General features: G+C 73.7%; 18 protein-coding genes. 8 read left to right on the top strand and 10 right to left on the bottom strand.

Annotated elements, in window-relative coordinates; translation table 11 throughout:
* Window positions 1-247 precede the first annotated feature (247 nt).
* From FRAQA3DRAFT_RS36310 to FRAQA3DRAFT_RS31790, 4 genes are all read left to right on the top strand, one after another.
* Window positions 248-1,639, top strand: a complete 1,392-nt coding sequence (locus FRAQA3DRAFT_RS36310; protein WP_198286970.1) for a hypothetical protein — start codon at window positions 248-250, stop codon at window positions 1,637-1,639.
* 373 nt (window positions 1,640-2,012) lie between these two features.
* A complete protein-coding gene (locus FRAQA3DRAFT_RS24710) occupies window positions 2,013-3,128 on the top strand; it encodes a PP2C family serine/threonine-protein phosphatase (protein WP_009741782.1) in 1,116 nt (371 codons plus the stop codon).
* A complete protein-coding gene (locus tag FRAQA3DRAFT_RS24705; protein WP_009741781.1) occupies window positions 3,128-4,483 on the top strand; it encodes a VWA domain-containing protein in 1,356 nt (451 codons plus the stop codon). Before FRAQA3DRAFT_RS24710 ends, FRAQA3DRAFT_RS24705 begins: the two co-directional genes overlap by 1 nt.
* Before the next feature lie 379 nt (window positions 4,484-4,862).
* Window positions 4,863-5,858, top strand: coding sequence for an FHA domain-containing protein (locus tag FRAQA3DRAFT_RS31790; protein ID WP_009741780.1), 996 nt, complete (start codon window positions 4,863-4,865; stop codon window positions 5,856-5,858).
* Window positions 5,859-6,009: 151 nt separating this feature from the next.
* On the opposite strand, the gene cysS is transcribed toward FRAQA3DRAFT_RS31790, so the two are convergent.
* From cysS to FRAQA3DRAFT_RS24675, 5 genes are all read right to left on the bottom strand, one after another.
* Window positions 6,010-7,536, bottom strand: a complete 1,527-nt coding sequence (gene cysS / locus FRAQA3DRAFT_RS24695) for a cysteine--tRNA ligase (RefSeq protein ID WP_009741779.1) — start codon at window positions 7,534-7,536, stop codon at window positions 6,010-6,012.
* Between the two features lie 47 nt (window positions 7,537-7,583).
* Entirely contained in the window at window positions 7,584-7,976 is a 393-nt protein-coding gene (locus FRAQA3DRAFT_RS24690) for a PPOX class F420-dependent oxidoreductase (protein WP_009741778.1), read from the bottom strand.
* Between the two features lie 104 nt (window positions 7,977-8,080).
* A complete protein-coding gene (gene ispF, locus FRAQA3DRAFT_RS24685) occupies window positions 8,081-8,563 on the bottom strand; it encodes a 2-C-methyl-D-erythritol 2,4-cyclodiphosphate synthase (RefSeq protein ID WP_035923446.1) in 483 nt (160 codons plus the stop codon).
* 71 nt (window positions 8,564-8,634) lie between these two features.
* The gene (gene ispD / locus FRAQA3DRAFT_RS24680; RefSeq protein ID WP_009741776.1) at window positions 8,635-9,429 is read right to left on the bottom strand and encodes a 2-C-methyl-D-erythritol 4-phosphate cytidylyltransferase; all 795 of its coding nucleotides are present in this window, start codon (window positions 9,427-9,429) and stop codon (window positions 8,635-8,637) included.
* 276 nt (window positions 9,430-9,705) lie between these two features.
* Window positions 9,706-10,188: a CarD family transcriptional regulator gene (locus FRAQA3DRAFT_RS24675; RefSeq protein WP_009741775.1), complete on the bottom strand. Its 483-nt coding sequence runs from the start codon at window positions 10,186-10,188 to the stop codon at window positions 9,706-9,708.
* A gap of 752 nt (window positions 10,189-10,940) precedes the next feature.
* Here FRAQA3DRAFT_RS24675 and FRAQA3DRAFT_RS24670 point away from each other — a divergent pair.
* The 4 genes from FRAQA3DRAFT_RS24670 (at window position 10,941) to FRAQA3DRAFT_RS24655 (ending at window position 15,494) form a co-directional block, all read left to right on the top strand.
* Complete coding sequence (locus FRAQA3DRAFT_RS24670; protein ID WP_009741774.1) at window positions 10,941-11,696, top strand: copper chaperone PCu(A)C; 756 nt, start codon at window positions 10,941-10,943, stop codon at window positions 11,694-11,696.
* 133 nt (window positions 11,697-11,829) lie between these two features.
* Entirely contained in the window at window positions 11,830-13,287 is a 1,458-nt protein-coding gene (gene radA, locus FRAQA3DRAFT_RS24665; protein ID WP_009741773.1) for a DNA repair protein RadA, read from the top strand.
* A gap of 129 nt (window positions 13,288-13,416) precedes the next feature.
* The gene (gene disA, locus FRAQA3DRAFT_RS24660; RefSeq protein WP_009741772.1) at window positions 13,417-14,496 is read left to right on the top strand and encodes a DNA integrity scanning diadenylate cyclase DisA; all 1,080 of its coding nucleotides are present in this window, start codon (window positions 13,417-13,419) and stop codon (window positions 14,494-14,496) included.
* A 35-nt stretch (window positions 14,497-14,531) separates the two neighbouring features.
* Window positions 14,532-15,494 carry an A/G-specific adenine glycosylase gene (locus tag FRAQA3DRAFT_RS24655; RefSeq protein ID WP_009741771.1) on the top strand — a complete coding sequence of 321 codons (963 nt, stop codon included), beginning with the start codon at window positions 14,532-14,534 and terminating at the stop codon, window positions 15,492-15,494.
* 17 nt (window positions 15,495-15,511) lie between these two features.
* Here FRAQA3DRAFT_RS24655 and FRAQA3DRAFT_RS24650 read toward each other — a convergent pair whose 3' ends face one another.
* From FRAQA3DRAFT_RS24650 to pstS, 5 genes are all read right to left on the bottom strand, one after another.
* Window positions 15,512-16,315, bottom strand: coding sequence for a response regulator transcription factor (locus FRAQA3DRAFT_RS24650; RefSeq protein WP_009741770.1), 804 nt, complete (start codon window positions 16,313-16,315; stop codon window positions 15,512-15,514).
* Between the two features lie 32 nt (window positions 16,316-16,347).
* A complete protein-coding gene (pstB, locus tag FRAQA3DRAFT_RS24645) occupies window positions 16,348-17,124 on the bottom strand; it encodes a phosphate ABC transporter ATP-binding protein PstB (RefSeq protein WP_009741769.1) in 777 nt (258 codons plus the stop codon).
* A 127-nt stretch (window positions 17,125-17,251) separates the two neighbouring features.
* Window positions 17,252-18,319, bottom strand: a complete 1,068-nt coding sequence (gene pstA / locus FRAQA3DRAFT_RS24640; protein WP_009741768.1) for a phosphate ABC transporter permease PstA — start codon at window positions 18,317-18,319, stop codon at window positions 17,252-17,254.
* Window positions 18,316-19,359 carry a phosphate ABC transporter permease subunit PstC gene (pstC, locus tag FRAQA3DRAFT_RS24635; RefSeq protein ID WP_009741767.1) on the bottom strand — a complete coding sequence of 348 codons (1,044 nt, stop codon included), beginning with the start codon at window positions 19,357-19,359 and terminating at the stop codon, window positions 18,316-18,318. Before pstC ends, pstA begins: the two co-directional genes overlap by 4 nt.
* A gap of 316 nt (window positions 19,360-19,675) precedes the next feature.
* Window positions 19,676-20,785 carry a phosphate ABC transporter substrate-binding protein PstS gene (pstS, locus tag FRAQA3DRAFT_RS24630; protein ID WP_035921447.1) on the bottom strand — a complete coding sequence of 370 codons (1,110 nt, stop codon included), beginning with the start codon at window positions 20,783-20,785 and terminating at the stop codon, window positions 19,676-19,678.
* Window positions 20,786-21,456: the final 671 nt, after the last annotated feature.

Genomic DNA, 21,456 nt, shown 5'->3' with positions numbered 1-21,456 from the left:
ACGCAGCCGGCCCCGACCCGCCCCGCGGGCCGGCCAGGGGCCCCCGGCCGGGGGTCCGGCGGGCCCGAACCCGGCCACCTGCCGCGACATGGTCGTTCGGGGCTTCCCGGCGCCCTATCCTGAGGCGGCAGTCCCACGCCGGTGACCTGGGTGGTCCCGGCTGCCCTCGGCCAGGTCAGGAGGGTCCGGTGCACGTCGTTCGCCAGGCGTGGTCACGCGGTCGCGGGCCGTGGCCCAGGCGCGTGCCGTGCTGAGAGCCGGCGGGGGGCGGGTCACCCTCGATGACGTCGATGCCGACCTCACCATGCTCGGCGGGATGGTCGCGTCCCAGGCAGCGCTGTTGCTGGAGCTGGACGGCCATCCGGGCCGCTCGCTTCTCGACCCGGCCCACCTGACCGGCCGGACCAGGGCGCACGCGGTCGAGCTGGCCGCGCTGCTCGCCGACGCCTGGGCCGCCTTCATCGTGCTGCGCGACGCCGTCCACACCGCCCACCGGCTGCGCGGGCGCCGCAACCGGATCGACGCGTCGGCGCTGACCGAGCTGGGCGCCCTACTGCACGAGCCGTCGGTGCCCGCGCTGCTACCGCCCGCGGCACCCGCGCCGGCGGCGCGGCCGGGATCGGCGACGGCGACGGCGACGGCGACGGCGACGGCGACGGCGACGGCGACGGCGACGGCGACGGCGACGGCGACGGGTCGAGGATCGGGCCAGGATCCGGCCGGCGGGCGGCTACGGCCGCGCGAGCTGGCCCACCGGCTGGACCGGGCTCTCCTGATGATCAGATCCGCGCTGGCCGCTCACCGCGACCGTCAGGCCGCCCGCGTGGCCGCCGTTGCGGAGGCGGTCCGCGAGCTCGCCGCCGTCGAGGCCGCCGCCGACCGGGTCGGGGCGGATCCGGGCGACGCGGGGCTGGCCGTCGCCCGGCGGTTGGTAGGCGAGCTGGCAGAGCGGACCCGGCACGACCCCCTCGGGATCACCCCCGACCTGCCGGCCCGGGTCGAGGCCGCCCTCGCCGCCGCGGACGCGGCGCTCACGGACCTGGCCCGCCGGCGCGAGCGGCTGCCCGCCGAGCTCGACCGGGCCGGCGCGCTGCTGGCGGAGCTCGTCCGGCTCGACCACGCAGCCCGGCCGCGCCACCGCGCGCAACCCCGGGCCCGCCGACTGGCTCGACGATCCGCACCTCGGCCTGCGGCCGTGGCTGGCGCGGCTGCGCCGGCAGGCCACTGCGGGCCGGTGGAAGGAGGCCAGCCGCGGCCTCGTCGCCTGGCGGCAGGCAGCCGATGCGCTGACGGCGAGCCCGGCGCCGGCCGACGCGGCGCAACGGCGCCGGCAGGAGCTGCTCGGCCTGCTCGGTGCCTGGGAGGTCAAGGCGCGGCGACTGGGCGTCGCCGGCGCCGCCGAACTGCCGGACCTGGGCGCGCGGGCGCGGGCCAGCCTCGTGGCCGGGCCGCCGCAGGCGCCGGCGCCGTCGGTGGCCCGGGCGGAGCGGCTGGTCTCGGCCTACGGCGCCGCGCTGGGCGCGCTGCTCGCGCGGCCCGGGGATGGCGGGGCACCGCGGTCGGGGAGCGCCGGCCGCGGCGGCGTACTCACCTACGACACCCCCGGCCGGTCCGGCCCGAGCGGAGGTCCAGCCGATGATCGACGAGCCCGACCCCGAGTCGGCCGGCATGGCTGACGCCCCGGCAGCGGCATGGCCGCCGCCATCGTCGACACTCGACCCTTACGCTCTCTTAAGGTTGCGCGCCGGCGAAAGGGGATGCGCCGGGAACTCGCTCGCCCACGGCGATCTACGTCGTCGACGAGCCCCGGGGGAAGCTGGGAGAATACGTCCCCATGAATCCAGGATGACCAGCTCGACGCGTGTGACCAGTTCGTCCGGGCGCCGGCCGTGCGCCCTCGGCGTCGCGCAGCGACGGCGGCGAGCTCCGATGACCGGACCAGCAGGGGCAGGAGGCACCCAGCACATGGCTCTGCGCACACCGCCCGCACGCGAACGTTCCCTCCCGGCGGCATGACAGTGGACCTCAACCCGCACGACGACGCCCCCACGGTGGCTTATCAGCTCACCGGGAGCGGGGCCTTCGACCCCGATGACGACCTGGGCCGCTGCCCCGTGTGCGCGGCGCCGGTGTACTCGGACGACCACTACTGCGAGGTCTGCGGGCATCCGCTGGAGGGCCCGGACCCGGCGCACGGCGACGCCGACCACGCCGAGGTCGACCTCGGCGAGCTGGCCGGCGTGTGCGACCGGGGGGTGCGCCACACGACCAACGAGGACGCGATGGGGCTCGCCGTCGTCTACGGCACGCTCATCGCGGTGGTGTGCGACGGGGTCTCGACCACGCCCGGATCCGGTCAGGCATCGGCCGCCGCCGCGGCCACCGCGATGGCGGTGCTGGCGGACGCGGTGCGGGCCCACGGGCCCGGCCATCCGGTCCACCACGACACCCGCCCGCCCCGCGGCGGCAGCGCGGCCGACGACATGCTGGACATCCTGGAGCCGGCGTACCCGGGGTACGACGAGCCGCGCACGGCGCCGCGCGCGATCGTCGGGGGATTCTCCCCGGAGGACGCGGAGGCCGCGCTGCACGCCGCCGTCGACGCGGCGCAGGCCACGATCGCCCAGCTCAGCGCCGCCGAGGGGCGAATGGCCCCGTCCTGCACCTTCGCCGCCGCCATCGTCACCCCGCCCACACCGGACGGTCCGGGCATGGTCACCGTCGGCTGGGTCGGCGACAGCCGGGTCTACCTGCTCGGGCCGCGCTGGTGCGAGCGGCTGACCTCGGACGACACCTGGGCCGCCGAGGCCGCCCGGGCGGGTCTCATCCCGGCCAACGAGGCCGAGACGCATCGGCGGGCGCACACGCTGACCCGCTGGCTCGGCGGCGACGTCGAGGATGTGGCCCCGCACACGGAGATCTTCCCGATCGAGGTGCCGGCCACGGTGGTCGTCTGCTCCGACGGGCTGTGGAACTACGCCTCTCGGCCGGACGTCATGGCCTCGCTGGTCAACCAGCTCCCGCCGCACTGCACGGCGATCGAGGTCGCCCGCCACCTGGTCGACTTCGCCATCGACGCCGGCGGCCACGACAACATCACCGTGGTCGCCGCCAGGGTGGAGCACTGATGGGCGCATTCACCGCGGAGGTCTACCAGAACGAGTACCTCCCGGCCGGTGGGACGGACGTGCACGCCGTCATCACCGTGACGTCGACCGGCCGGCCCGACGGCCCGGACGGCCTCGCCGACCCCACCACCACGTACGGCTCCCCGTCACCGGAGGGCTCCCCCCCACCGGACGGCTCCCCGTCACTCGACGGATCGCGGCGCCCGGAGCTCGCCGAGGTCCTCCTGCTCGACTGCTCGGGCTCGATGGCGAACCCACCGGAGAAGATCGCCCAGGCGCGCCACGCGACGTGCGCGGCCCTCGACTGCGTGCCCGACGATGTCTGGTTCGCCATCGTGCGCGGCACCGGCGCCGCCAGCATGATCTACCCGGACAGCCCGCGCCTGGTGGCGGCCTCGCCCGCCACGCGCGAGCAGGCCCGCCTCGCGGTGGAGCGGGTGGAGCCGCACGGCGGCACCGCCATCGGCCGCTGGCTGGACCTGGCGCGGGCGCTGATGGCGACCAGGCCGCGGGCCATCGCGCACGCACTGCTGCTCACCGACGGCCAGAACGGTGAGCTGGCGAGGGACCTGGCAGCGGCCGTCGCCGCGTGCCGCGGGCGGTTCCAGTGCGACTGCCGGGGCATCGGCACCGACTGGCGCATCGACGAGCTGCGGCTGATCGCGACGAGCCTACTGGGCACGGTCGACGCGATCGGCAGCCCGGATGAGCTCGTCGCGGACTTCACCAGCGTGATCGCGACCGCCACCAGCCGAACCACGGACCGAGTGGCGCTGCGGGTGTGGACCCCGCGGGGCGCCGAGGTGGGGTTCCTGCGAGAGGTCTCCCCCATGCTGCGCGATCTGAGGGCCGAGGCGGCCACATCCGACGATCACAGCGTCGACTACCCTACCGGCGCGTGGGGAACCGAGTCGCGCGACTACCACCTGAACATCCGGGTGCAGGCCCGGCCGGTCGGGACCGAGGCGCTGGCCGCACGGGTCAGCCTCGTCATCGACGGCCGGGAAACGTCTCAGGCGCTGGTGAGAGCGATGTGGACGGACGACGAGACGCGGTCCGCTCCGGTCAGCGCGGCCGTCGCCCACTACACCGGACAGGCCGAGCTCGCGGCCTCGGTGCTGCATGGCCTGGAGGCGCGTCAGTCCGGCGACGAGGCCACTGCAACACTGTTGCTCGGACGCGGGGCCCAGTTGGCGCTCGCCTCCGGCAACGAAGACACCTACCGCCTCCTACAGAAGGTGGTTCACATCGACAATGCCACAACAGGTACGGTTCGGTTGAAGAAGAACGTCAAGAAGATCGATGAGATGGTCCTTGACACACGGTCGACGAGGACCCTCCGGGTGAACCGGTGATCAGGTGAGGGCACGTTGCCCTGCGGGGCACCTGTCTCACGACCCGACTACTGCGATCGGTGCGGAATTGGGATCATGAGTGGTCAGGAGAGGTACGAATACCGTCCGGACGACGGCGGTCGGTCTCCCTACGGAACGGACGAGCCAGGCGGCCAACGCCGGCGCGGCCCGTCCCAGCCAGACGGCCCGGACGCGGCCGAGGCCGGGGGGTACGACCCGCTGGGCATCCGGCGCTCGCCGGCCGACCAGTCCGGCGTGGCGGACCCGCCGCGCGGCGGCGACCCGTACGGCGGGTACGGCCGCGACGGCTACGCCGACCAGCCTCGCGGCGGTCGCGGCTACCAGGCGGACCCGTACGACGAGCCGGGCGGGTACGACCGTGATCCCTACGCCCGCCGGCGCGACGACCGGCCGGGCGCCGACGAGCGGGCCGACCGCGGACGCGACCCCTACGGGCGCGACGGGCGCGACGACCGCGCCCCGGCCGGGTACCCCGACGCCGACCGCGACCCCTACGGCCGCGCCCCCGACGACCGGGCCGACCGCGGACGCGACCCCTACGGGCCGCGACGACCGCGCCCCGGCCGGGTACCCCGACGCCGACCGCGGCGGGTACCCGCCGGCCCGGGAGGGCCGCGGGGCGGGTGGGTACGGCGAGGACCTGGATCGCGAGTCCGACACCCATCGCCGCACCCGGCGCGACGACGGGTACGGCTACGGCGCCGATCCGCTGGGCCTCGACCCGGGCGCCGCGCCCGCGGGCGCGCCCGATCGGAGCCTGCCGGGCCGCGGCGGGGATCCGCGGCACACCACCGACCCCCGCTACGCCCGGCCAGGAGGCGATCCGCGGCTCGACGACCCGCGGCTGAGCAACCCCGACCTCGGCGACCCGCGCCACGACGCGGGCCGGGGCGGCCGGCGCGATCCGATCGCCGACGACCCGCGTGGCGCCGGCGGGTGGGATCGTGACCGTTCCCCGGCGGGGGCCACCGTCTGGGAGGCCATCGTCGAGGCGGAGCGCGAGTACTACGACAGCGGCGACGACCACCGGGTGCCGTTCCCGACCTTCTACCCGCGCCGCGTCTTCGCGCTCGCCGGCGCGCAGATGCTCGTCGGACGGCGCAGCGAGTCGCGTGGCATCCACCCGGACATCGACCTGTCCGGCGCGCCGGAGGACCCGGGAATCTCGCGCAGCCACGCGCTGTTCGAGCAGCTCCCCGACGGCGGCTACGCCGTGCGCGACCCTGGCTCGACGAACGGCACCCGGCTCAACGACGAACCGGACCCGATCGAACCCGGGCAGCCCGTCCCGCTCCGGGACGGCGACCGCGTCTACCTGGGTGCCTGGACGCGCATCACGCTGCGCGCACGCTGATCGCCGGGCGCCGGCCCGTGGCTCAGGCCGGCGCCAGGGACGCCGCGCGGTTGTCTGCCCGGGTGCGACCGGCAGGCAACCCGCGCGCCGGCCATGACCCGGGGCCTGGCCGGCGCGGCGGCCCCGGTCACAGGACCGCCGCCGGCCGGCCTCAGGCCAGGTGCCAGCGCTGCCCCTCGGGGGTGTCCTCGACGATGAGGCCGGCGGCCGCGAGCCGCGAGCGGATCGAGTCGGCCTCCGCGTAGTCCCGCCGCGCCCGCGCCGCCGAGCGCAGATCCAGCGCGATCTGCATGACCCCGTCGAGCGCCGGCCGAAGCTCGGCACCGGCGGAGGGCCACTGCTCGTGCGGGTCGAGCCCGAGGACACCGAGCATCCGGCGGGTGACGTTGACCCAGCCCGCCAGCTTGCGGCTGTGCGCCTTCGACAGCACCTGGTTGCCCTGGCCCACCGCGCCGAAGATGGCCGCCAGCGCCCGGCCGACGGCGAGATCGTCGTCCATGGCCGCCGCGAAGTCCGCCCACGCCTGTTGCGGGGTCAGCCCCGCCTCGGCATCCGCCGCCGCGCCGCCCACGGCCTCGCTGCCGGGCCCACCTCGGGCCGCCCGTCCCCGCGCGCCCCCGGCCGGGGACGCGCCGTCGTCGGCCGCCAGCGCCGCCGCCTCACCCGGCCCGCCGAGGATGTCCAGCGCGTTGCGGACGAAGGTCTCCACCCGGTCGTGCGCCGCGGCTGACTCGCCCAGCGCCTCCGGGGTGTACTCCAGCGTCGAGCGGTAGTGCGCCGACAGCAGGTGGTAACGCAGCACCTGGGGGCGGACGGCGTCGAGGGCGTCCGCGACGAGCACCGAGTTCCCGAGGGACTTCGACATCTTCGTGCCGCCGGTGGTCAGCAGCCCGACGTGCATCCAGTACCGGGCCATCTCGCCGGTCTCCCCGGCAGCGGCGCCGCCCGCCGCGCAGACCGTCTGCGCCCGCTCGTTCTCATGGTGCGGGAAGACCAGGTCGAGCCCGCCGCCGTGGATGTCGAAGACCGGGCCGAGGTACTTCCCGGCCATCGCCGAGCACTCCAGGTGCCAGCCGGGACGGCCATCACCCCAGGGTGAGGACCAGAACGGCTCGCCGGGCCGGGCGGCTTTCCACAGCGCGAAGTCCCGCGGATCGGCCTTGCCGGGTTCCGACTCCGCCGAGGGCAGCATGGCATCCGGCCGCTGGTGCGACAGGGCCCCGTAGCCGGCGAAGAAACCGACCCGGAACCAGACCGAGCCCCCGCCGGCGTAGGCGTAGCCGCCGTCGATCAGAGCGGAGATCAGCGCGATCATCTCGGGGATGTGGCCCGTCGCGCGCGGCTGGATCGTGGGCGGCAGGATGCCGATCGTGCGATAGGCGTCGTCGAAGGCCCTGGTCTGGCGGGTGGCGAGCTCCCAGACCGAGGTGCCGTCCCGGTCCGCGTTAATAATGATCTTGTCGTCGATGTCGGTCACGTTCTGGACGAGCGTCACCTCGTGCCCGGACTGCACCAGCCACCGGCGCAGCAGGTCGAACGGCAGCGCCGTGCGGACGTGGCCCACGTGCGGCGGCGACTGCACGGTGGGTCCACACACGTAGACGCCCACGTGACCGGGGCGCAGCGGCTCAAATGGCCGCACGCGCCGCCTGCGCGTGTCGTAGAGGTGAAGACCCATCTGTCAAGGGTACGGCTCCCGCCCCCGTGGCGGGTATGCAGCCCGTGTCAGCCGACCGTCAGCACCCGGTCTGCCACGACCCGGATGACGACCCGGACCTCGCCCGGATCGTCCCACCGGTAGATGTCGCCGGTGTACTTCAGCGACAGCCGGTCGATCAACTCCCGGCCCCCCTGCTCGGTCAGCGTGGCGGTGCCGCGCACCTCCACGTACGAGTAGGGATCATCCTGGTCGAGGAACATCAGCCCGACCCGCGGATCACGGGCGATGTCCCGTTCTTTCGCACGCCCGCGCGCCGTGGACAGCAGCAGCTCGTCCTCGTCGCGATCCACCCAGAGCACGGTCATCCGCGGCGAGCCGTCGGCCTGGACCGTGGCCAGGACGACGTAGGTCCGCGCGTCCGCGAGGGCCCGCACCGGCTCGGGAAGGCGACCAGCCATCAGACTCCTCGGGGAGCGGCCAACGACGGCCCAGCCTTTCACTCACCGCCGGCACACTACCGAGCGATGACAGATCGGCATACCCCACCGGGCGCGGCCAGCGCTCAGGCGCGCACGACCAGGGCCGTGGCGATCGCCGCGAGCCCCTCGCCCCGGCCGGTCAGGCCGAGCCCGTCGGTGGTCGTCGCCGACAGGCTCACCGAGGCGCCCAGGGCCGCGGACATCGCCGCCTGGGCCTGCTCGCGGCGCGCCGCCATCCGCGGGCGGTTGCCGATGACCTGGACCGACACGTTCCCGATCACCCAGCCGCCGACGGCAAGCAACCGGGCCGTCTCGGCCAGCAGGACCGCGCCGGAGGCGCCCGCGTACTCCGGCCGGTCGGTGCCGAAGACCTTCCCCAGATCGCCGAGACACGACGCGGTGAGCAATGCGTCACAGGCCGCGTGCGCGGCGACGTCCCCGTCCGAGTGCCCGGCGAGGCCCGTCTCCCCCGGCCATTCCAGACAGGCGACCCAGCACGGCCGGCCGGCCGCGAACGGATGCACGTCGACGCCGATGCCGACGCGCGGCAGCACCACCGTGGTCACCGTGCTCGAGGCCGGGGCCGGTCGGTCGGTGGGTGCCACGCCGCCGTCCGCCGGCGCGGGCGTGTCCGGGCTCACCCGAGGCTCCGGACATCCGAGCCACCGCGCACGTCCGCGCCCCCGCGGGAGTCGGCCCCACCGCGGGGGTCCGCACCCGGGCGGGCGTCGCCCGGGGCCCAGCGGGCCAGCAGCGCCTCGGCGAGTATGAGATCGGACGGTTGGGTCACCTTGAACGCCTCCTGAGCGCCGGGGACGGTCGTCACCGGCACCCCGAGAGCCTCCACCAGACCGGCGTCGTCCGTCGCCGGAATGTCCTGCAGGGCATACGCGGCGGCGAGCACGTCACGCCGGAATCCCTGCGGGGTCTGCACGGCCCGCAGCCCGTCGCGCGGCGGGGTACGGATCACCCGGCCGTCCGGGCCGACCTCCTTGACGGTGTCCGTCAGCCCGAGCACGGGGATCACCGCCGGGTGGCCGGCGAGCACCGCCGCGGCGACCGCGTCGACGAGCGAGGGTGGAGTCAGGGGCCTGGCCGCGTCGTGGACGAGGACGACGGAGATGTCGTCGTCCACCGCGCGCAGGGCCCGGCGGACCGAGTCCACCCGCTCCGCGCCGCCGGCGATCACGCGCACGTCCTGCCCGAGCAGCTGAGCCACGACCTCCACCAGGGTGGGCGGTGCCGCCACGACGATCTGCGTCACCGACTCCGAGCGCCGCAGCGCCTCGATCGAACGCACCAGCATGGGCCGACCGCCCAGGGCCCGCAGCGCCTTCGGGGTGCCTCCACCCAGCCGCTCGCCGCGGCCAGCGGCCGGCACGATCGCCGCGACCCGCGGGCCGACCGCCCGCGACCGGAGACCTTCGCCCATCACCAGACCTCCCGTGTGCCATCCACCACGAGAGCATGGCCTATCCGGCCGACCGGATGCGAGCCGGCCGACCGGTACGCCGATCGGGCGTGCGCAGCCGGATGGGTGCGGGCGCCGCCATCGGACCGCGCCGGCCGGCGAACCCGGCCCACCGGACGACAGGGCGTCCGGAAGGGCCGACCTCCCGACCGGAAATCATATTTCCGTCAGTATCACGCCGACCCGAATTGATCGACCGGCGCCCGATCTATTACGACCGGGTCGACAAGGTCTGGATCAGCCGGCGAGAACCTCGTCGAGCATCGCCTCGGCCTTGTCCTCGTTGGTGCCCTCCGCGAGCGCGAGCTCACTGACAAGGATTTGCCGAGCCTTGCTCAACATCCGCTTCTCGCCCGCGGAAAGACCGCGCTCGCGATCACGGCGCCATAGATCGCGGACGACCTCGGCGACCTTGTTCACGTCACCCGAAGCGAGCTTTTCAAGATTTGCCTTGTAACGCCGGGACCAGTTCGTGGGCTCCTCGGTGTGGGGTGCCCGGAGCACCTCGAACACCCGTTCCAGCCCATCCTGCCCGACGACGTCGCGAACCCCGACCATGCCGACGTTGTCGGCTGGCACCCGGACAGTCAGATCGCCCTGGGCGACCTTCAGCACGAGATAGAGTCTTTCCTCGCCCTTGATGACGCGGGTTTCAATCGCGTCAATCAGAGCAGCACCATGATGCGGGTAAACAACGGTCTCGCCGACTTGGAACGCCATGTGTCACGTGCCCCTTCCGCCTCTACCAGCGTAACACGCACGCATCGCCGCAGGTCAGACGCGCGCTGCAAGCGCAAGGGCCGCAACGCCAAGCTGAGGGGCCCGCCGGCGTCTTCCGGTCGCCGTTCGCGACGACGGACACCGCCCGACACGGATCCACGCACCGGGCCCACATCCACGCGCAACGACACCGAACAGCCCTACCAGGTAAAACGGGCGACAGGTCGACGGATGTTGGCTGCGCGTTGAGTGTGAACCGCCCGGCGAACGTAGCGCGGCCGGACCCCGCCCGCGCGCCGACACGGCGGTGCTCGGCGCGGCGGCGGCGTGGCCCGCCGGCCGGGTCACGGCGGGCGACCGTCCGCGCGCCGGTCCGGTGCAGGGCGTGACTCTGCCCACGTCCCCGACCGGCCCTTCGTGGCCTGTCGGGCCGGTCAGCGCCGATGCCGACGCCCGGGCGCCGCCCCGGCGCACGTCGCCCACCGGCCCACGCGGGCTGGTCGGGGCCGGCGGCCTGGGCACGTGGCGCTGCCGGGTGGCTAGTGTTAGCCCCGCACGGAGGCACCCGCGGACGGACCATCAGCACCGGACCGTCGGCGGCGGGTCATCCGGGCACCGGGGGTGACCCCTGCACGCCGGGTCCGATTACCGGCGCCGGGGCGCGCCGCCGGGTGGCCGTCCCGCGTGACGGCCGTCGACCAGCACCGGCGCCGCCTAACGCGCCGGTCTTGTGCAGGAGGAGCCACCGAGCTGTGAGCCGCCGTCCGGGTGCCCGTTTCTCGTCAGTCACCGCCGTCGCCGATGCGACGCCCGCCGCCGCGGCACCCCGCGACGACGCCGCCCCGCGCTCCGCGTTCCGGCGGCGGATGACCTCCCGCCGGGTGGGCGTCGCCCTGCTGGCCTCGGTGATCGGTTCGGCCGGCCTGGCGAGCTGCGCCTCCGGCAACGACGCGATGACGAACCTCTCGCGGACCACGACCAACAGCGTCGCGGGGTCCGTCGGTCCCATCACCCTGCGCAATATCTACGTCGCCGGGCCCGTGTCCCAGGGCGACTCCGCACCGATCGTGTCGGCGTTCTTCAACGCGGGCGGCGAGCCGGACACCCTCGTCTCGGTGTCGTCGCCGGAGGCCGGCAGCGGCCAGCCGCCGAAGTCGGCGGACCTCCCGGCCGGCGGTGGCCGGATCTTCACCGCCGACGACTCCGCGCCGGCCCTGCGGGACGTGAAGAGGAATCTGCTGATCGGCTCCCAGCTCCCGATCACCTTCACCTTCGCGAAGGCCGGCAGCGTGACCCTGGACGTGCCGGTGGAGCCGCCCGCTCCGGGCGCCTCCGGCGCCCCGGGCGAGATCTTCGAGAGCCCGGTCGCGGCCACCAGCCCGGCGCAGCAGACGCCGGCCACCGAGTCGGCCACGCCGACCACCGGCGCCACCGCCAGCCCGGCCGCCGGCAGCGCCAGCCCGACCACCGGCGCCACCACCCCCGCCGCGACGGCGACCGCGGGCTGACCGCCGCAGCCTCCCGGCTCCGCCGCACCGCGCGGCACCGCCCTGCCTGCCGGTAACAGCCGGTACGGCGTCCCCGGGGCCGGTCCTGGTCACACAGCACCTGTGGGCGCCCCCACGCGCGGCTGGCTCCGACATGTCGGACCGGCCGGTTAACGTGGCGCCCATGACATCCACTCGGCCGGCGGCCGGCGGTCGCGCGTCCGGTCGCGCGGCGTCGGGCGGGTTCCGATGTAGCGGCTGCGGGACGGAGTCCGTCCGCTGGGCCGGGCGCTGCCCGCGCTGCCAGGAGTGGGGGACGCTCGAGGCTCAGGCGCCGGCGCCGCGCCGGGCCCAAGGCCTCGGCGGCGCGGGGCGGGCGGTGGCGGCCACGGAGGTCACGGCGCCGGCGCTGCCGGTGGTGTCCGTCGACGTCACGGCGGCCCGCCGCCGGCCCACGGGCATCGACGAGTTGGACCGGGTGCTCGGCGGTGGTCTCGTCCCCGGCGCGGTGATCCTGCTCGCCGGCGAGCCGGGCGTCGGCAAGTCCACGCTGCTGCTGGAGGTGGCCGCCCGCAGCGCCGCCGGCGGTGCCCGGGCCCTCGTCGTCACCGGCGAGGAGTCCGCGGCCCAGGTGCGGCTGCGCGCGGGGCGGACGGGCGCCCTCCACGAGGATCTCTGGATCGCGGCCGAGACGGATCTCGGCGCCGTGCTGCGCCACGTCGAGCAGGTCTCGCCGGCCCTGCTGGTGGTCGACTCGGTGCAGACGATCTCCGCCGCCGGGGTGGAGGGGGCGGCCGGCGGCGTCACCCAGGTGCGCGAGGTCACCGCCGCGCTGATCCGTACGGCGAAGGCGCTCGGCCTCGCGACGGTGCTTGTCGGCCATGTGACAAAGGATGGCCTGGTGGCCGGGCCACGTCTGTTGGAGCATCTGGTGGACGTGGTCCTGCATTTCGAGGGTGAGCGGCACTCCGCGCTCCGCCTCGTGCGGGCAGGCAAGAACCGGTACGGCCCCGCCGACGAGGTCGGCTGTTTCGAGATGGACGACTCCGGCATCCACGGGATCGCCGATCCCAGCGGGCTGTTCCTGTCCCGCTCGGGGGCGAGCGGTCTGGAGGCGGTGCCGGGGACGTGCGTCACCGTGACGGTGGAGGGCCGCCGGCCGCTCGTCGCAGAGGTGCAGGCCCTCGTCGCCGAGACGTCCGCCCAAGTGCCCCGGCGGGCGGTGTCCGGGCTGGATCCGGCCCGGGTGGCGATGATCCTCGCCGTGGTCGAGCGCCGGGCGAAGGTCCGGTTCGGCAAGGCCGACGTCTACGCCGCGACCGTCGGCGGGGTGCGCCTCGCCGAACCCGCGGCCGATCTGGCGACTGCGCTCGCGGTCGTGAGCGCGGCGCGGGACCGGCCGCTGCCGGCCGATCTCGTCGCCATCGGGGAGGTGGGGCTCGCCGGGGAGGTGCGGGCTGTGGGTGCGGTCCGCCAGCGGCTCGCCGCGGCGGCCCGGCTGGGATTCCGCCGGGCGCTCGTGCCCGCGGGTGCCGGGGCCGCTCCCGAGGGCATGAAAGTCACCGAGGTGCCCGATCTGATCGGCGCCATAACTCGAATGCATGAAGCGTAACTAGAAATATGTCGGTTTCGAGTATTTTCGTTACCCCATGAAGAGCTGGACCGCACCGACTCCGGTCGCCCCGATAGCATCGCGGCAGAGGTGGGAGACAGCGGGGAGCCGAGGAGCTGAGGGAGCCTGATGGCGGGACCACCCGGAGACGACATCTTCCGGGCGACACTGGCCGCGGTCGCCCCCGGAACCCCATTCCGCGACGGCCTGGAGCGCATCCTGCGTGGGCATACCGGGGCGCTGATTGTGCTCGGCCACGACAAGGTCGTCGAGGGTTTGTGCACCGGCGGCTTCGAGCTCGACGTGGAGTTCTCGGCCACCCGGCTGCGGGAGCTGGCCAAGATGGACGGCGCGATCGTGCTGTCCTCGGACCTGCAGCGGATCGTTCGCGCCGCGGTGCATCTGGTGCCGGACCCGACGGTGCCCACCGAGGAGTCCGGCACCCGCCACCGCACCGCGGAGCGGGTCGCCAAGCAGACCGAGTACCCCGTCATCTCGGTCAGCCAGTCGATGCACATCATCGCGCTCTACGTGGCCGGGCGGCGCTACGTGCTCGACGGCTCGGCCGCCATCCTGTCCCGGGCGAACCAGGCGCTGGCCACCCTGGAGCGCTACAAGCTCCGCCTCGACGAGGTCGCGGGCACCCTGTCCGCGCTGGAGATCGAGGATCTCGTCACGGTCCGGGACGCGATCTCGGTGAGCCAGCGGCTGGAGATGGTGCGCCGCATCGCGGACGAGATCGAGGGCTACGTCGTCGAGCTCGGCACCGACGGGCGGCTGCTGTCGCTGCAGCTCGAGGAGCTGATGGCCGGCGTCGAGACCGAGCGGGAACTCACCGTGCGCGACTACCTGCCCGCCGGGTCGAAGGCGGGGTCGGCCGCGCAGGTCCTCGGCGAGCTCTCCGCGATGTCGCCGACCGACCTGCTCGACCTCACCGTGCTCGCCCGGGTGATCGGCTTCTCCGGCGGGGCGGACATCCTGGACCGGCAGATCAGCCCGCGTGGCTACCGCATGCTGGCGAAGGTGCCCCGGCTGCCACGGATGGTGGTCGACCGGCTCGTCGACCACTTCGGCACGCTGCAGAAGCTGCTCGCCGCCGGGGTCGACGACCTGCAGACCGTCGACGGCGTCGGCGAGACCAGGGCCCGTGCCGTGCGCGAGGGCCTGTCGCGGCTGGCCGAGTCGAGCATCCTGGAACGCTACGTCTGACCCGCCCCGCGCCCGCCACCGGCGGGCCTGGCACGATGGCGAGGATGACCAGCGCACCGCGGACCGTGACCGCTCCCCCGGCCTCGACGCCGGCCTCGGTGCCGGCCCCCGCGCCGGCCTCCGCCGTGCCGGAGACGCTCGCCGGGCTGGTGCTCGACTGGTTCGCCGCCGCCGCCCGGGACCTGCCCTGGCGGCGTCCCGGGACGACTCCGTGGGCGGTTCTGGTCAGCGAGGTCATGCTGCAGCAGACCCCGGTCGCCCGGGTGCTGCCGGTCTGGGAGTCCTGGCTGGACCGGTGGCCGACCCCGGCCGCGCTGGCCGCGCAGCCCGCCGGCGAGGCGGTGCGCGCCTGGGGCCGGCTGGGCTACCCCCGCCGGGCGCTGCGGCTGCACCAGGCCGCGACGGCCGTCGTCGAGCGGCACGGCGGCGAGATCCCGGCAGACCTCGACGCGCTGCTCGCCCTGCCCGGGATCGGGACCTACACGGCCCGGGCGGTCGCCGCGTTCGCCTTCCGCCAGCGCCACCCGGTCGTCGACGTCAACGTACGGCGGCTGTTCGCCCGCGCCGTGGAGGGCCGGGCCGACCCGCCGGCCACCGTCAGCCGCCGGGACCTGGCCGCCGTCGCCGAGCTGCTGCCGGCCGATCCCGAGACCGCGGCCATGACCAGCGCCGCGCTGATGGAGCTCGGGGCGCTGGTCTGCGTGGCCCGTACCCCCCGCTGCGCCGCCTGCCCGCTGCTGCACCGCTGTGCCTGGGTGGGGGCGGGCAGCCCGGCCGGGGCCGGCCCCGCCCGCCGGCCGCAGGGCTACGCCGGCACCGACCGCCAGGTCCGCGGCCGGCTACTGGCCGTCCTGCGCGACGCCGAGCAGGCGGTCGACCAGGACCTCCTCGACCAGGTCTGGGACGAGCCGGTCCAGCGGGACCGGGCGCTGGCCGGGCTGATCGACGACGGCCTGGTCGTCCGCGTCGCTCCCGGCGTCTACGCCCTGCCCACCTGATCCGCCGCAGGGACCGGTCAGGTGGGGTCGGGCGCGGCGCGAAACCGGTAGCCGACCCCGCGGATGCTCTCGATGATCGTCGGCTCGCCGGCGGCCTCGCCGAGACGGCGGCGCAGCCGGCGCACGTGCACGGCCAGGGTGTTGGTCTCGGTGTGCGCCGAGCCCCAGACCTCCCGCAGCAGGGTCTCCCGCGGGACGACCCGCCCGGCCTGCTCCAGCAGCAGAGCGAGCAGCCGGAACTCCCGCGGCGGGACCGACACGACCGTGCCGTCGAGGCGGACCTCGTGGGCTGCCCGGTCCAGCAGCACCGGCCCGCCGCGCAGGACCTCGTCCCCCGCCGGCCGGGGCGGGTGCGCGCCGGGGCGCCCGGTCGCGATCACGCCGACCATTGCGAGGACCTCGGGCACCCGGTACGGCTTGCCGACGCAGGCACTCGCGCCCGCGTCCAGGCCGGCCGCGGCGGCCGGCCGCTCGTCGGGACCGACCGCGAGCAGGATCGGCACGTCGTCGTGCCCGGGCACGCTGCGGACCGTCCGCACGACGGTGACCCCGTCGACGACCGGCAGCCGGGCACTGATCAGCAGGGCGCTGGGTTGCTGGAGACCGATCTCCAGCAGGGCCAGCGCGCCGTCGGCCACCACGCTCACCTCGACCCCGCCACCGGCGATGGCGACGAGCATGTCGTCGTCGACCTCGGAGTCGGCGATCAGCAGCGAGGGCCGGCCACCCGACCCGACCTGCGCCGCGGCTCGGGACCGTTCGGCCGCCGGACCCCGGTCGTCTTCCCCCGGTTGACCAGGCCCGCGCCGTACCGGGAGCATCCGCGTGTCCTGTCCGTGAACTCCCGCCGCCGTCAGCCGAACCGCCCGGAGACGTAGTCCTCGGTCCGCTTCTCCGTCGGGTTACTGAAGATCTTCGAGGTCTTGTCGAACTCGACGAGGCGGCCGGGGTCACCGGTCTTCTCCAGGGAGAAGAACGCGGTGGCGTCACTGACCCGCGACGCCTGCTGCATGTTGTGGGTGACGATGACGATCGTGAAGCTCGACTTCAGCTTCGTGATCAGGTCCTCGATGGCCAGGGTGGAGATCGGGTCGAGCGCCGAGCAGGGCTCGTCCATGAGCAGCACCTGGGGTTCGACGGCAATCGCCCGCGCGATGCACAGCCGCTGCTGCTGGCCGCCGGACAGGCCGGCGCCGGGCCGGCCGAGCCGGTCCTTGACCTCCTCCCAGAGGTTCGCGCCGCGCAGCGACTCCTCGACCCGCTCGTCGAGCAGGGCCTTCTTGCGCACCCCGTTGAGCTTCAGGCCGGCGATCACGTTCTCGTAGATGGACATGGTGGGGAACGGGTTCGGCCGCTGGAAGACCATCCCCACCGTGCGGCGGACGTTCACCGGGTCCATGCCGGCCCCGTAGAGGTCCTCGCCGTCGAGCAGCACCCGCCCCTCGACCCGGGCTCCCGGAAGCACCTCGTGCATCCGGTTGAGGGTGCGCAGCACCGTCGACTTTCCGCACCCGGACGGCCCGATGAATGCGGTGACGTTCTTCGGCTCGATGGTCAGGTTCACGTCGGCTACGGCCTTGAACTTGCCGTAGTACGCCGTCAGCCCGTTTACGTCGATGCGGGTGGCCATGGCAACCTCGACTCACGATCTGTCTGGACGCTGTTCGGTGATCGGACGCTGTTCGATGATCGGACGGAACGGGGGCGGTACGGGCCGGCGGCGGCGACGTCGGCGGCGCCACCGGCCCGGGACTGGGTCATTTCAACCGGTTACGTCCGGCGAACAGCCGGGCGATGAGGTTCAGCACCATGATGATGATGATCAGCACCAGAGCGGCCGACCATGCCCGGTCGACCGCGAACTGCTGCGGCTGACCGGCCTGGGAGTAGATGTACAGCGGCAGGGACGACTGCTCGCCGGAGAACGGATTCGAGTTGATGAGGTTCGTCCCGAAGACGGTAAGCAGCACCGGGGCGGTCTCGCCCGCCACCCGGGCCACCGCGAGCATGACGCCGGTCACGATCCCGGGCAGCGCGGTGGGCACGACCACCCGCAGGATGGTCCGCCACTGGGGCACGCCGAGCGCGTACCCGGCCTCGCGCAGCTCGTTCGGGACGAGCTTGAGCATCTCCTCGGCGGAACGCACCACCGTCGGGATCATCAGCACGGCGAGCGCGAGCGCGCCCGCGAACCCGGAGAAGCCCTGGTCGAGCGCGAGCACCCAGAACGCCAGGATGAACAGACCCGCGATGATCGATGGCAGGCCGGTGAGCACGTCGACGAAGAAGCTGATCATGCGACTGATCCGGCCGCGGCCGTACTCCACCAGGTAGATCGCCACCAGCAGGCCGAACGGCACCGCCAGCACGCTGGCGAGCAGGACCTGCTCGACCGTGCCGATGATGGCGTGGTAGATGCCGCCGCCCACGTCCCGGGCGCCGATGCCGTTCATCGAATGGGTGAAGAAGTCGGCATCGAGCCGGCCGACCCCCTTGCTGATCACGCTGACCAGCACCGCGACCAGCGGGATCACGGCGAGCAGGAACGCGGTGTAGACGAGCGTCGTCGCGAACCGGTCCCGCGCCCGGCGCCCGCCCTCCACCGCCGTCGAGATGGCGGTCATCGCGATCACGAAGACGACCGCGGCCATCAGCACGATCTGGATCTCGCTGTCGACCGGCGTGAGCAGGTAGATCAGCAGGGAGACGACCACCGCGCCGGCGGCGACGGCGAGCGGCACCCAGCGCGGCAGGCTCTGCCCGCGCAGGCCCAGGCGGTCCGCGGTGCCGTCGACGGCCGGTCCGGACACGGTCGCGGTGGTCATGCGGCGCTCCCGGAGAACTCGCGGCGGCGCGCGACGATGGCTCGCGCGAGGATGTTCACGATCATCGTGACGATGAACAGCACCAGGCCGGAGGCGATGAGCGCGCCGCGGCCGATGTCGTTGGCCTCGCCCCAGCCGTTCGCCACGTTCGCGGCGATCGTGTTGCCGGCGGGCGAGAGGATGTGCTCGGAGATGTTGAACGAGGCGGGCAGGACCAGCGCGACCGCGATCGTCTCGCCCATCGCCCGGCCGAGGCCCAGCATCGACGCGCTGATCACCCCGGGCTTGCCGTAGGGCAGCACCGCGACTCTGATCATCTCCCACCGGGTCGCGCCGAGGGCCAGGGCCGCCTCGCGGTGCGCGATCGGCACCTGGAGGAAGACCTCACGGGACAGCGCGGCGACGATCGGCAGGATCATGATCGCCAGGACGACGGAGGCGACGAAGAGCGAGCGCCCCACCGAGTCGGCGTCGAACAGCGGGATCCAGCCGAAGTAGTCGTTCAGCCAGAGCTGGATGCCCTTCATGTGCGGGGCGAGGACGATCAGGCCCCACAGGCCGTAGACGACGCTCGGCACGGCGGCGAGCAGGTCGACGATGTAGCCGAGGATGGAGGAGAGCTGCCGGGGCGCGTACACGGTGATGAACAGCGCGATCCCGACCGCGACCGGCACCGCGATGATCATCGCGACCGCCGCCGAGACGACCGTGCCGTACAGGGTCGCGGCCACCCCGAACTTCGGCGGGGAGGCGTTGGGGAACCACTCCTCGGTGGTGAGGAAGTTCCCGGTGTTGGCGCTGAGAGCGTCGGTGGCGCGCAGCACCAGGAAGGTGGCGATCACGGCGATCAGCGCCAGCAGGCCGATGCCGGCCGTGCGGGTGAGGTTCTTGAAGATCAGGTCGGCCACCCCGACCCGGGCCTTGCCCGAAGATGCGGCCGCGGGCCCGCCGGCCGGCGGCGGGTCTGTCGGCGGGGCCGTCGCCGAAGCGGCCCCCCGCGGCTCGGCGGCGTCCGCCGAGCTGTCCGGCTCCGTCGTCATGGTTCTCTCCTTGTCGCCCGGACGGGGCTTCCGAACGGGGCTTGGCGATCAAGGTCCCGGGCGCGGCACGCGCGGCGGGACGTGGGTGCCGCGGCCGCCCTACATCGACGAACCCGCGGTGGGTCGTACGCCCCACCGCGGGCACCGGCCGGGCCGGTCAGGTCGTGCGGGCCACCCCGCCCGGTCCGGGACCATCCTGGTCCGGACCGGCGCGGGGCGACCGTGCTGGTAGCTGGTGCGCTGGTAGCTACGATGTGCGGCGGCCGTGGTGCCCGGGGGCCGCGCTGCGCGGGAGGTGTGACGTCGGACGGGCGGGTCAGGCCAGCTTGGCGACGACCGCGCGGACCTTCGTCGCGACCGCGTCCGGCAGCGGCGCGTAGCCGAGGTCGGCGATCGAGGACTGGGCGGCGTCCGAGGCGGTGTAGGTCAGGAAGGACTTGACCAGCGCGGCCTGGTCGGCCGGGAGACCCTTGGTGCAGGCGATCTCGTAGGTGACCAGGTAGACCGGGTAGGCGCCCTTCGTCGCGGTGCTGTAGTCGAAGGTCAGCTTCAGGTCGTCACCGTCGGCGATCTTGGCGGTGCTCAGGCCCAGGGAGGCACCGTCCGTGCTCGGCTTGACGTACTCGCCAGCGGCGTTCTTGACCTTGACGGTCGAGAGCCCGGCGTTCTCGGCGTAGGACAGCTCGGCGTAGCCGATGGAGTTCTCGGTGGACTTCACCGTCGAGGTGACGCCGTCGCTGCCCTTGGCGCCCTGGCCGCCGGGGGCCTTCCAGTCCGAGCCGGAGTCGAACGTCCAGTCGGCGCCGGCCGCACCCTTGAGGAACTTGGTGAAGTTGTCCGTCGTGCCGGAGCCGTCGGAGCGGTGCACCGAGGCGATCGGCGCGTCCGGCAGCGAGGCAGCGCTGTTCTCGGCCTTGATGGCCGGGTCGTTCCACTTGGTGATCGTGCCAGCGAAGATCTTCGCCAGGGTCTGGGCGGACAGTTGCAGGCCGTCGACGCCGGACAGGTTGTACATCAGCGCCACCGGGCCGACGGCCATCGGCAGGTCGGCCGCGGCACCGCCGGTGCAGCGCGCGTCCGCGTCGGTCTTCTGCTGGTCCTTCAGCGCCGAGTCCGAGCCGGCGAAGGAGACCTGCTTGGCGATGAACTGCTGGCGACCGGTCGAGGAACCCGTCGACTGGTAGTTGATCGTCGCGCCGGAGCACGCGTTCTGGTAAGCCTTGACCCACTCGTCGATCGCGTTCTTCTGAGCGGACGAGCCGGAGCCCGTGATGGACCCCTTCGCACACGAGATCGCGTTCGCCGCACTCGACGGCGCCGCGTTGCTGCCGCCGGAGTCGTTGTTGTCGTCAGTTCCGCACGCCGCCACGGTGAGCAGTGCCACCATCGCGGCCCCGACGGCGGCCTGACGCTTGCCTCGGTTCACAAGCAACCCTTCGTCCCTCGCGCCGTTCACGGCGCCGAATGTCGTCCGCCCCCCGGACTGGGGTGCCGGCAAGAATCGAAGCGATCCAGAGTGAACGGAGCATGAACAAGCGCATACGCCAACCCATCACCAACCAGAACACATCCATGTCGGATGATTTAGGGCCTGTTGACTGGACCCGATGACCTCACTCCAGAACACCGCGTACTGAGTTATAAGCGCTTCGTTACCAACGGCCGGCGGGGCCGTCCACCCGGCACCCCATGACGCAGCGGCCGCCGGGGGCGCGTGACGGGTCGTCGCGGGCCGCGGCCTCCGATCCGCAGGCGTCCGCCGAGCGGGCCCCCGGCGACCTACGACGCCTGACCGAGACCGCCATCCAGGAGCTACGCGCCACCCTCACACCCGCGAACCCTGGGACAACCATCGGACAAGTTGATGACAAGACGGTGCGGACGCGGGGACGGGCGGCGGCGCGCCCGGGAGGATGGGCCGGCCACCCAGGTGCCGTCGGGCCGGCCGGCCCGACGCCCGGATTCTGGCTTTTCGAGGTCATCGAGCGACATCGAGCCGATCGGGAATCTTGCGCCGCTGATACCGAATGTTCATCGGCGCGCGTCATGCCCGACCCAGCCCACTGCGCCCGGCGACGCAGTGGGACGGAGCCGGCG

It is taken from the genome of Frankia sp. QA3, from assembly GCF_000262465.1.
Classification (GTDB): Bacteria; Actinomycetota; Actinomycetes; order Frankiales; family Frankiaceae; genus Frankia.
Note: the sequence above shows the minus strand (reverse complement) of the source record. Positions and strands in the feature narration are given on the sequence as shown.

Bases quoted from the DNA above. Each gene is read 5' to 3' on its own strand.
- FRAQA3DRAFT_RS24710 (WP_009741782.1), top strand. From the start codon at position 2,013: ATGACAGTGGACCTCAACCCGCACGACGACGCCCCCACGGTGGCTTAT.
- FRAQA3DRAFT_RS24705 (WP_009741781.1), top strand. From the start codon at position 3,128: ATGGGCGCATTCACCGCGGAGGTCTACCAGAACGAGTACCTCCCGGCC.
- cysS (WP_009741779.1), bottom strand. From the start codon at position 7,536: ATGGGTCTTCACCTCTACGACACGCGCAGGCGGCGCGTGCGGCCATTT.
- FRAQA3DRAFT_RS24690 (WP_009741778.1), bottom strand. From the start codon at position 7,976: ATGGCTGGTCGCCTTCCCGAGCCGGTGCGGGCCCTCGCGGACGCGCGG.
- ispD (WP_009741776.1), bottom strand. From the start codon at position 9,429: ATGGGCGAAGGTCTCCGGTCGCGGGCGGTCGGCCCGCGGGTCGCGGCG.
- FRAQA3DRAFT_RS24675 (WP_009741775.1), bottom strand. From the start codon at position 10,188: ATGGCGTTCCAAGTCGGCGAGACCGTTGTTTACCCGCATCATGGTGCT.
- radA (WP_009741773.1), top strand. From the start codon at position 11,830: ATGTCGGACCGGCCGGTTAACGTGGCGCCCATGACATCCACTCGGCCG.
- disA (WP_009741772.1), top strand. From the start codon at position 13,417: ATGGCGGGACCACCCGGAGACGACATCTTCCGGGCGACACTGGCCGCG.
- FRAQA3DRAFT_RS24655 (WP_009741771.1), top strand. From the start codon at position 14,532: ATGGCGAGGATGACCAGCGCACCGCGGACCGTGACCGCTCCCCCGGCC.
- FRAQA3DRAFT_RS24650 (WP_009741770.1), bottom strand. From the start codon at position 16,315: ATGCTCCCGGTACGGCGCGGGCCTGGTCAACCGGGGGAAGACGACCGG.
- pstB (WP_009741769.1), bottom strand. From the start codon at position 17,124: ATGGCCACCCGCATCGACGTAAACGGGCTGACGGCGTACTACGGCAAG.
- pstA (WP_009741768.1), bottom strand. From the start codon at position 18,319: ATGACCACCGCGACCGTGTCCGGACCGGCCGTCGACGGCACCGCGGAC.
- pstC (WP_009741767.1), bottom strand. From the start codon at position 19,359: ATGACGACGGAGCCGGACAGCTCGGCGGACGCCGCCGAGCCGCGGGGG.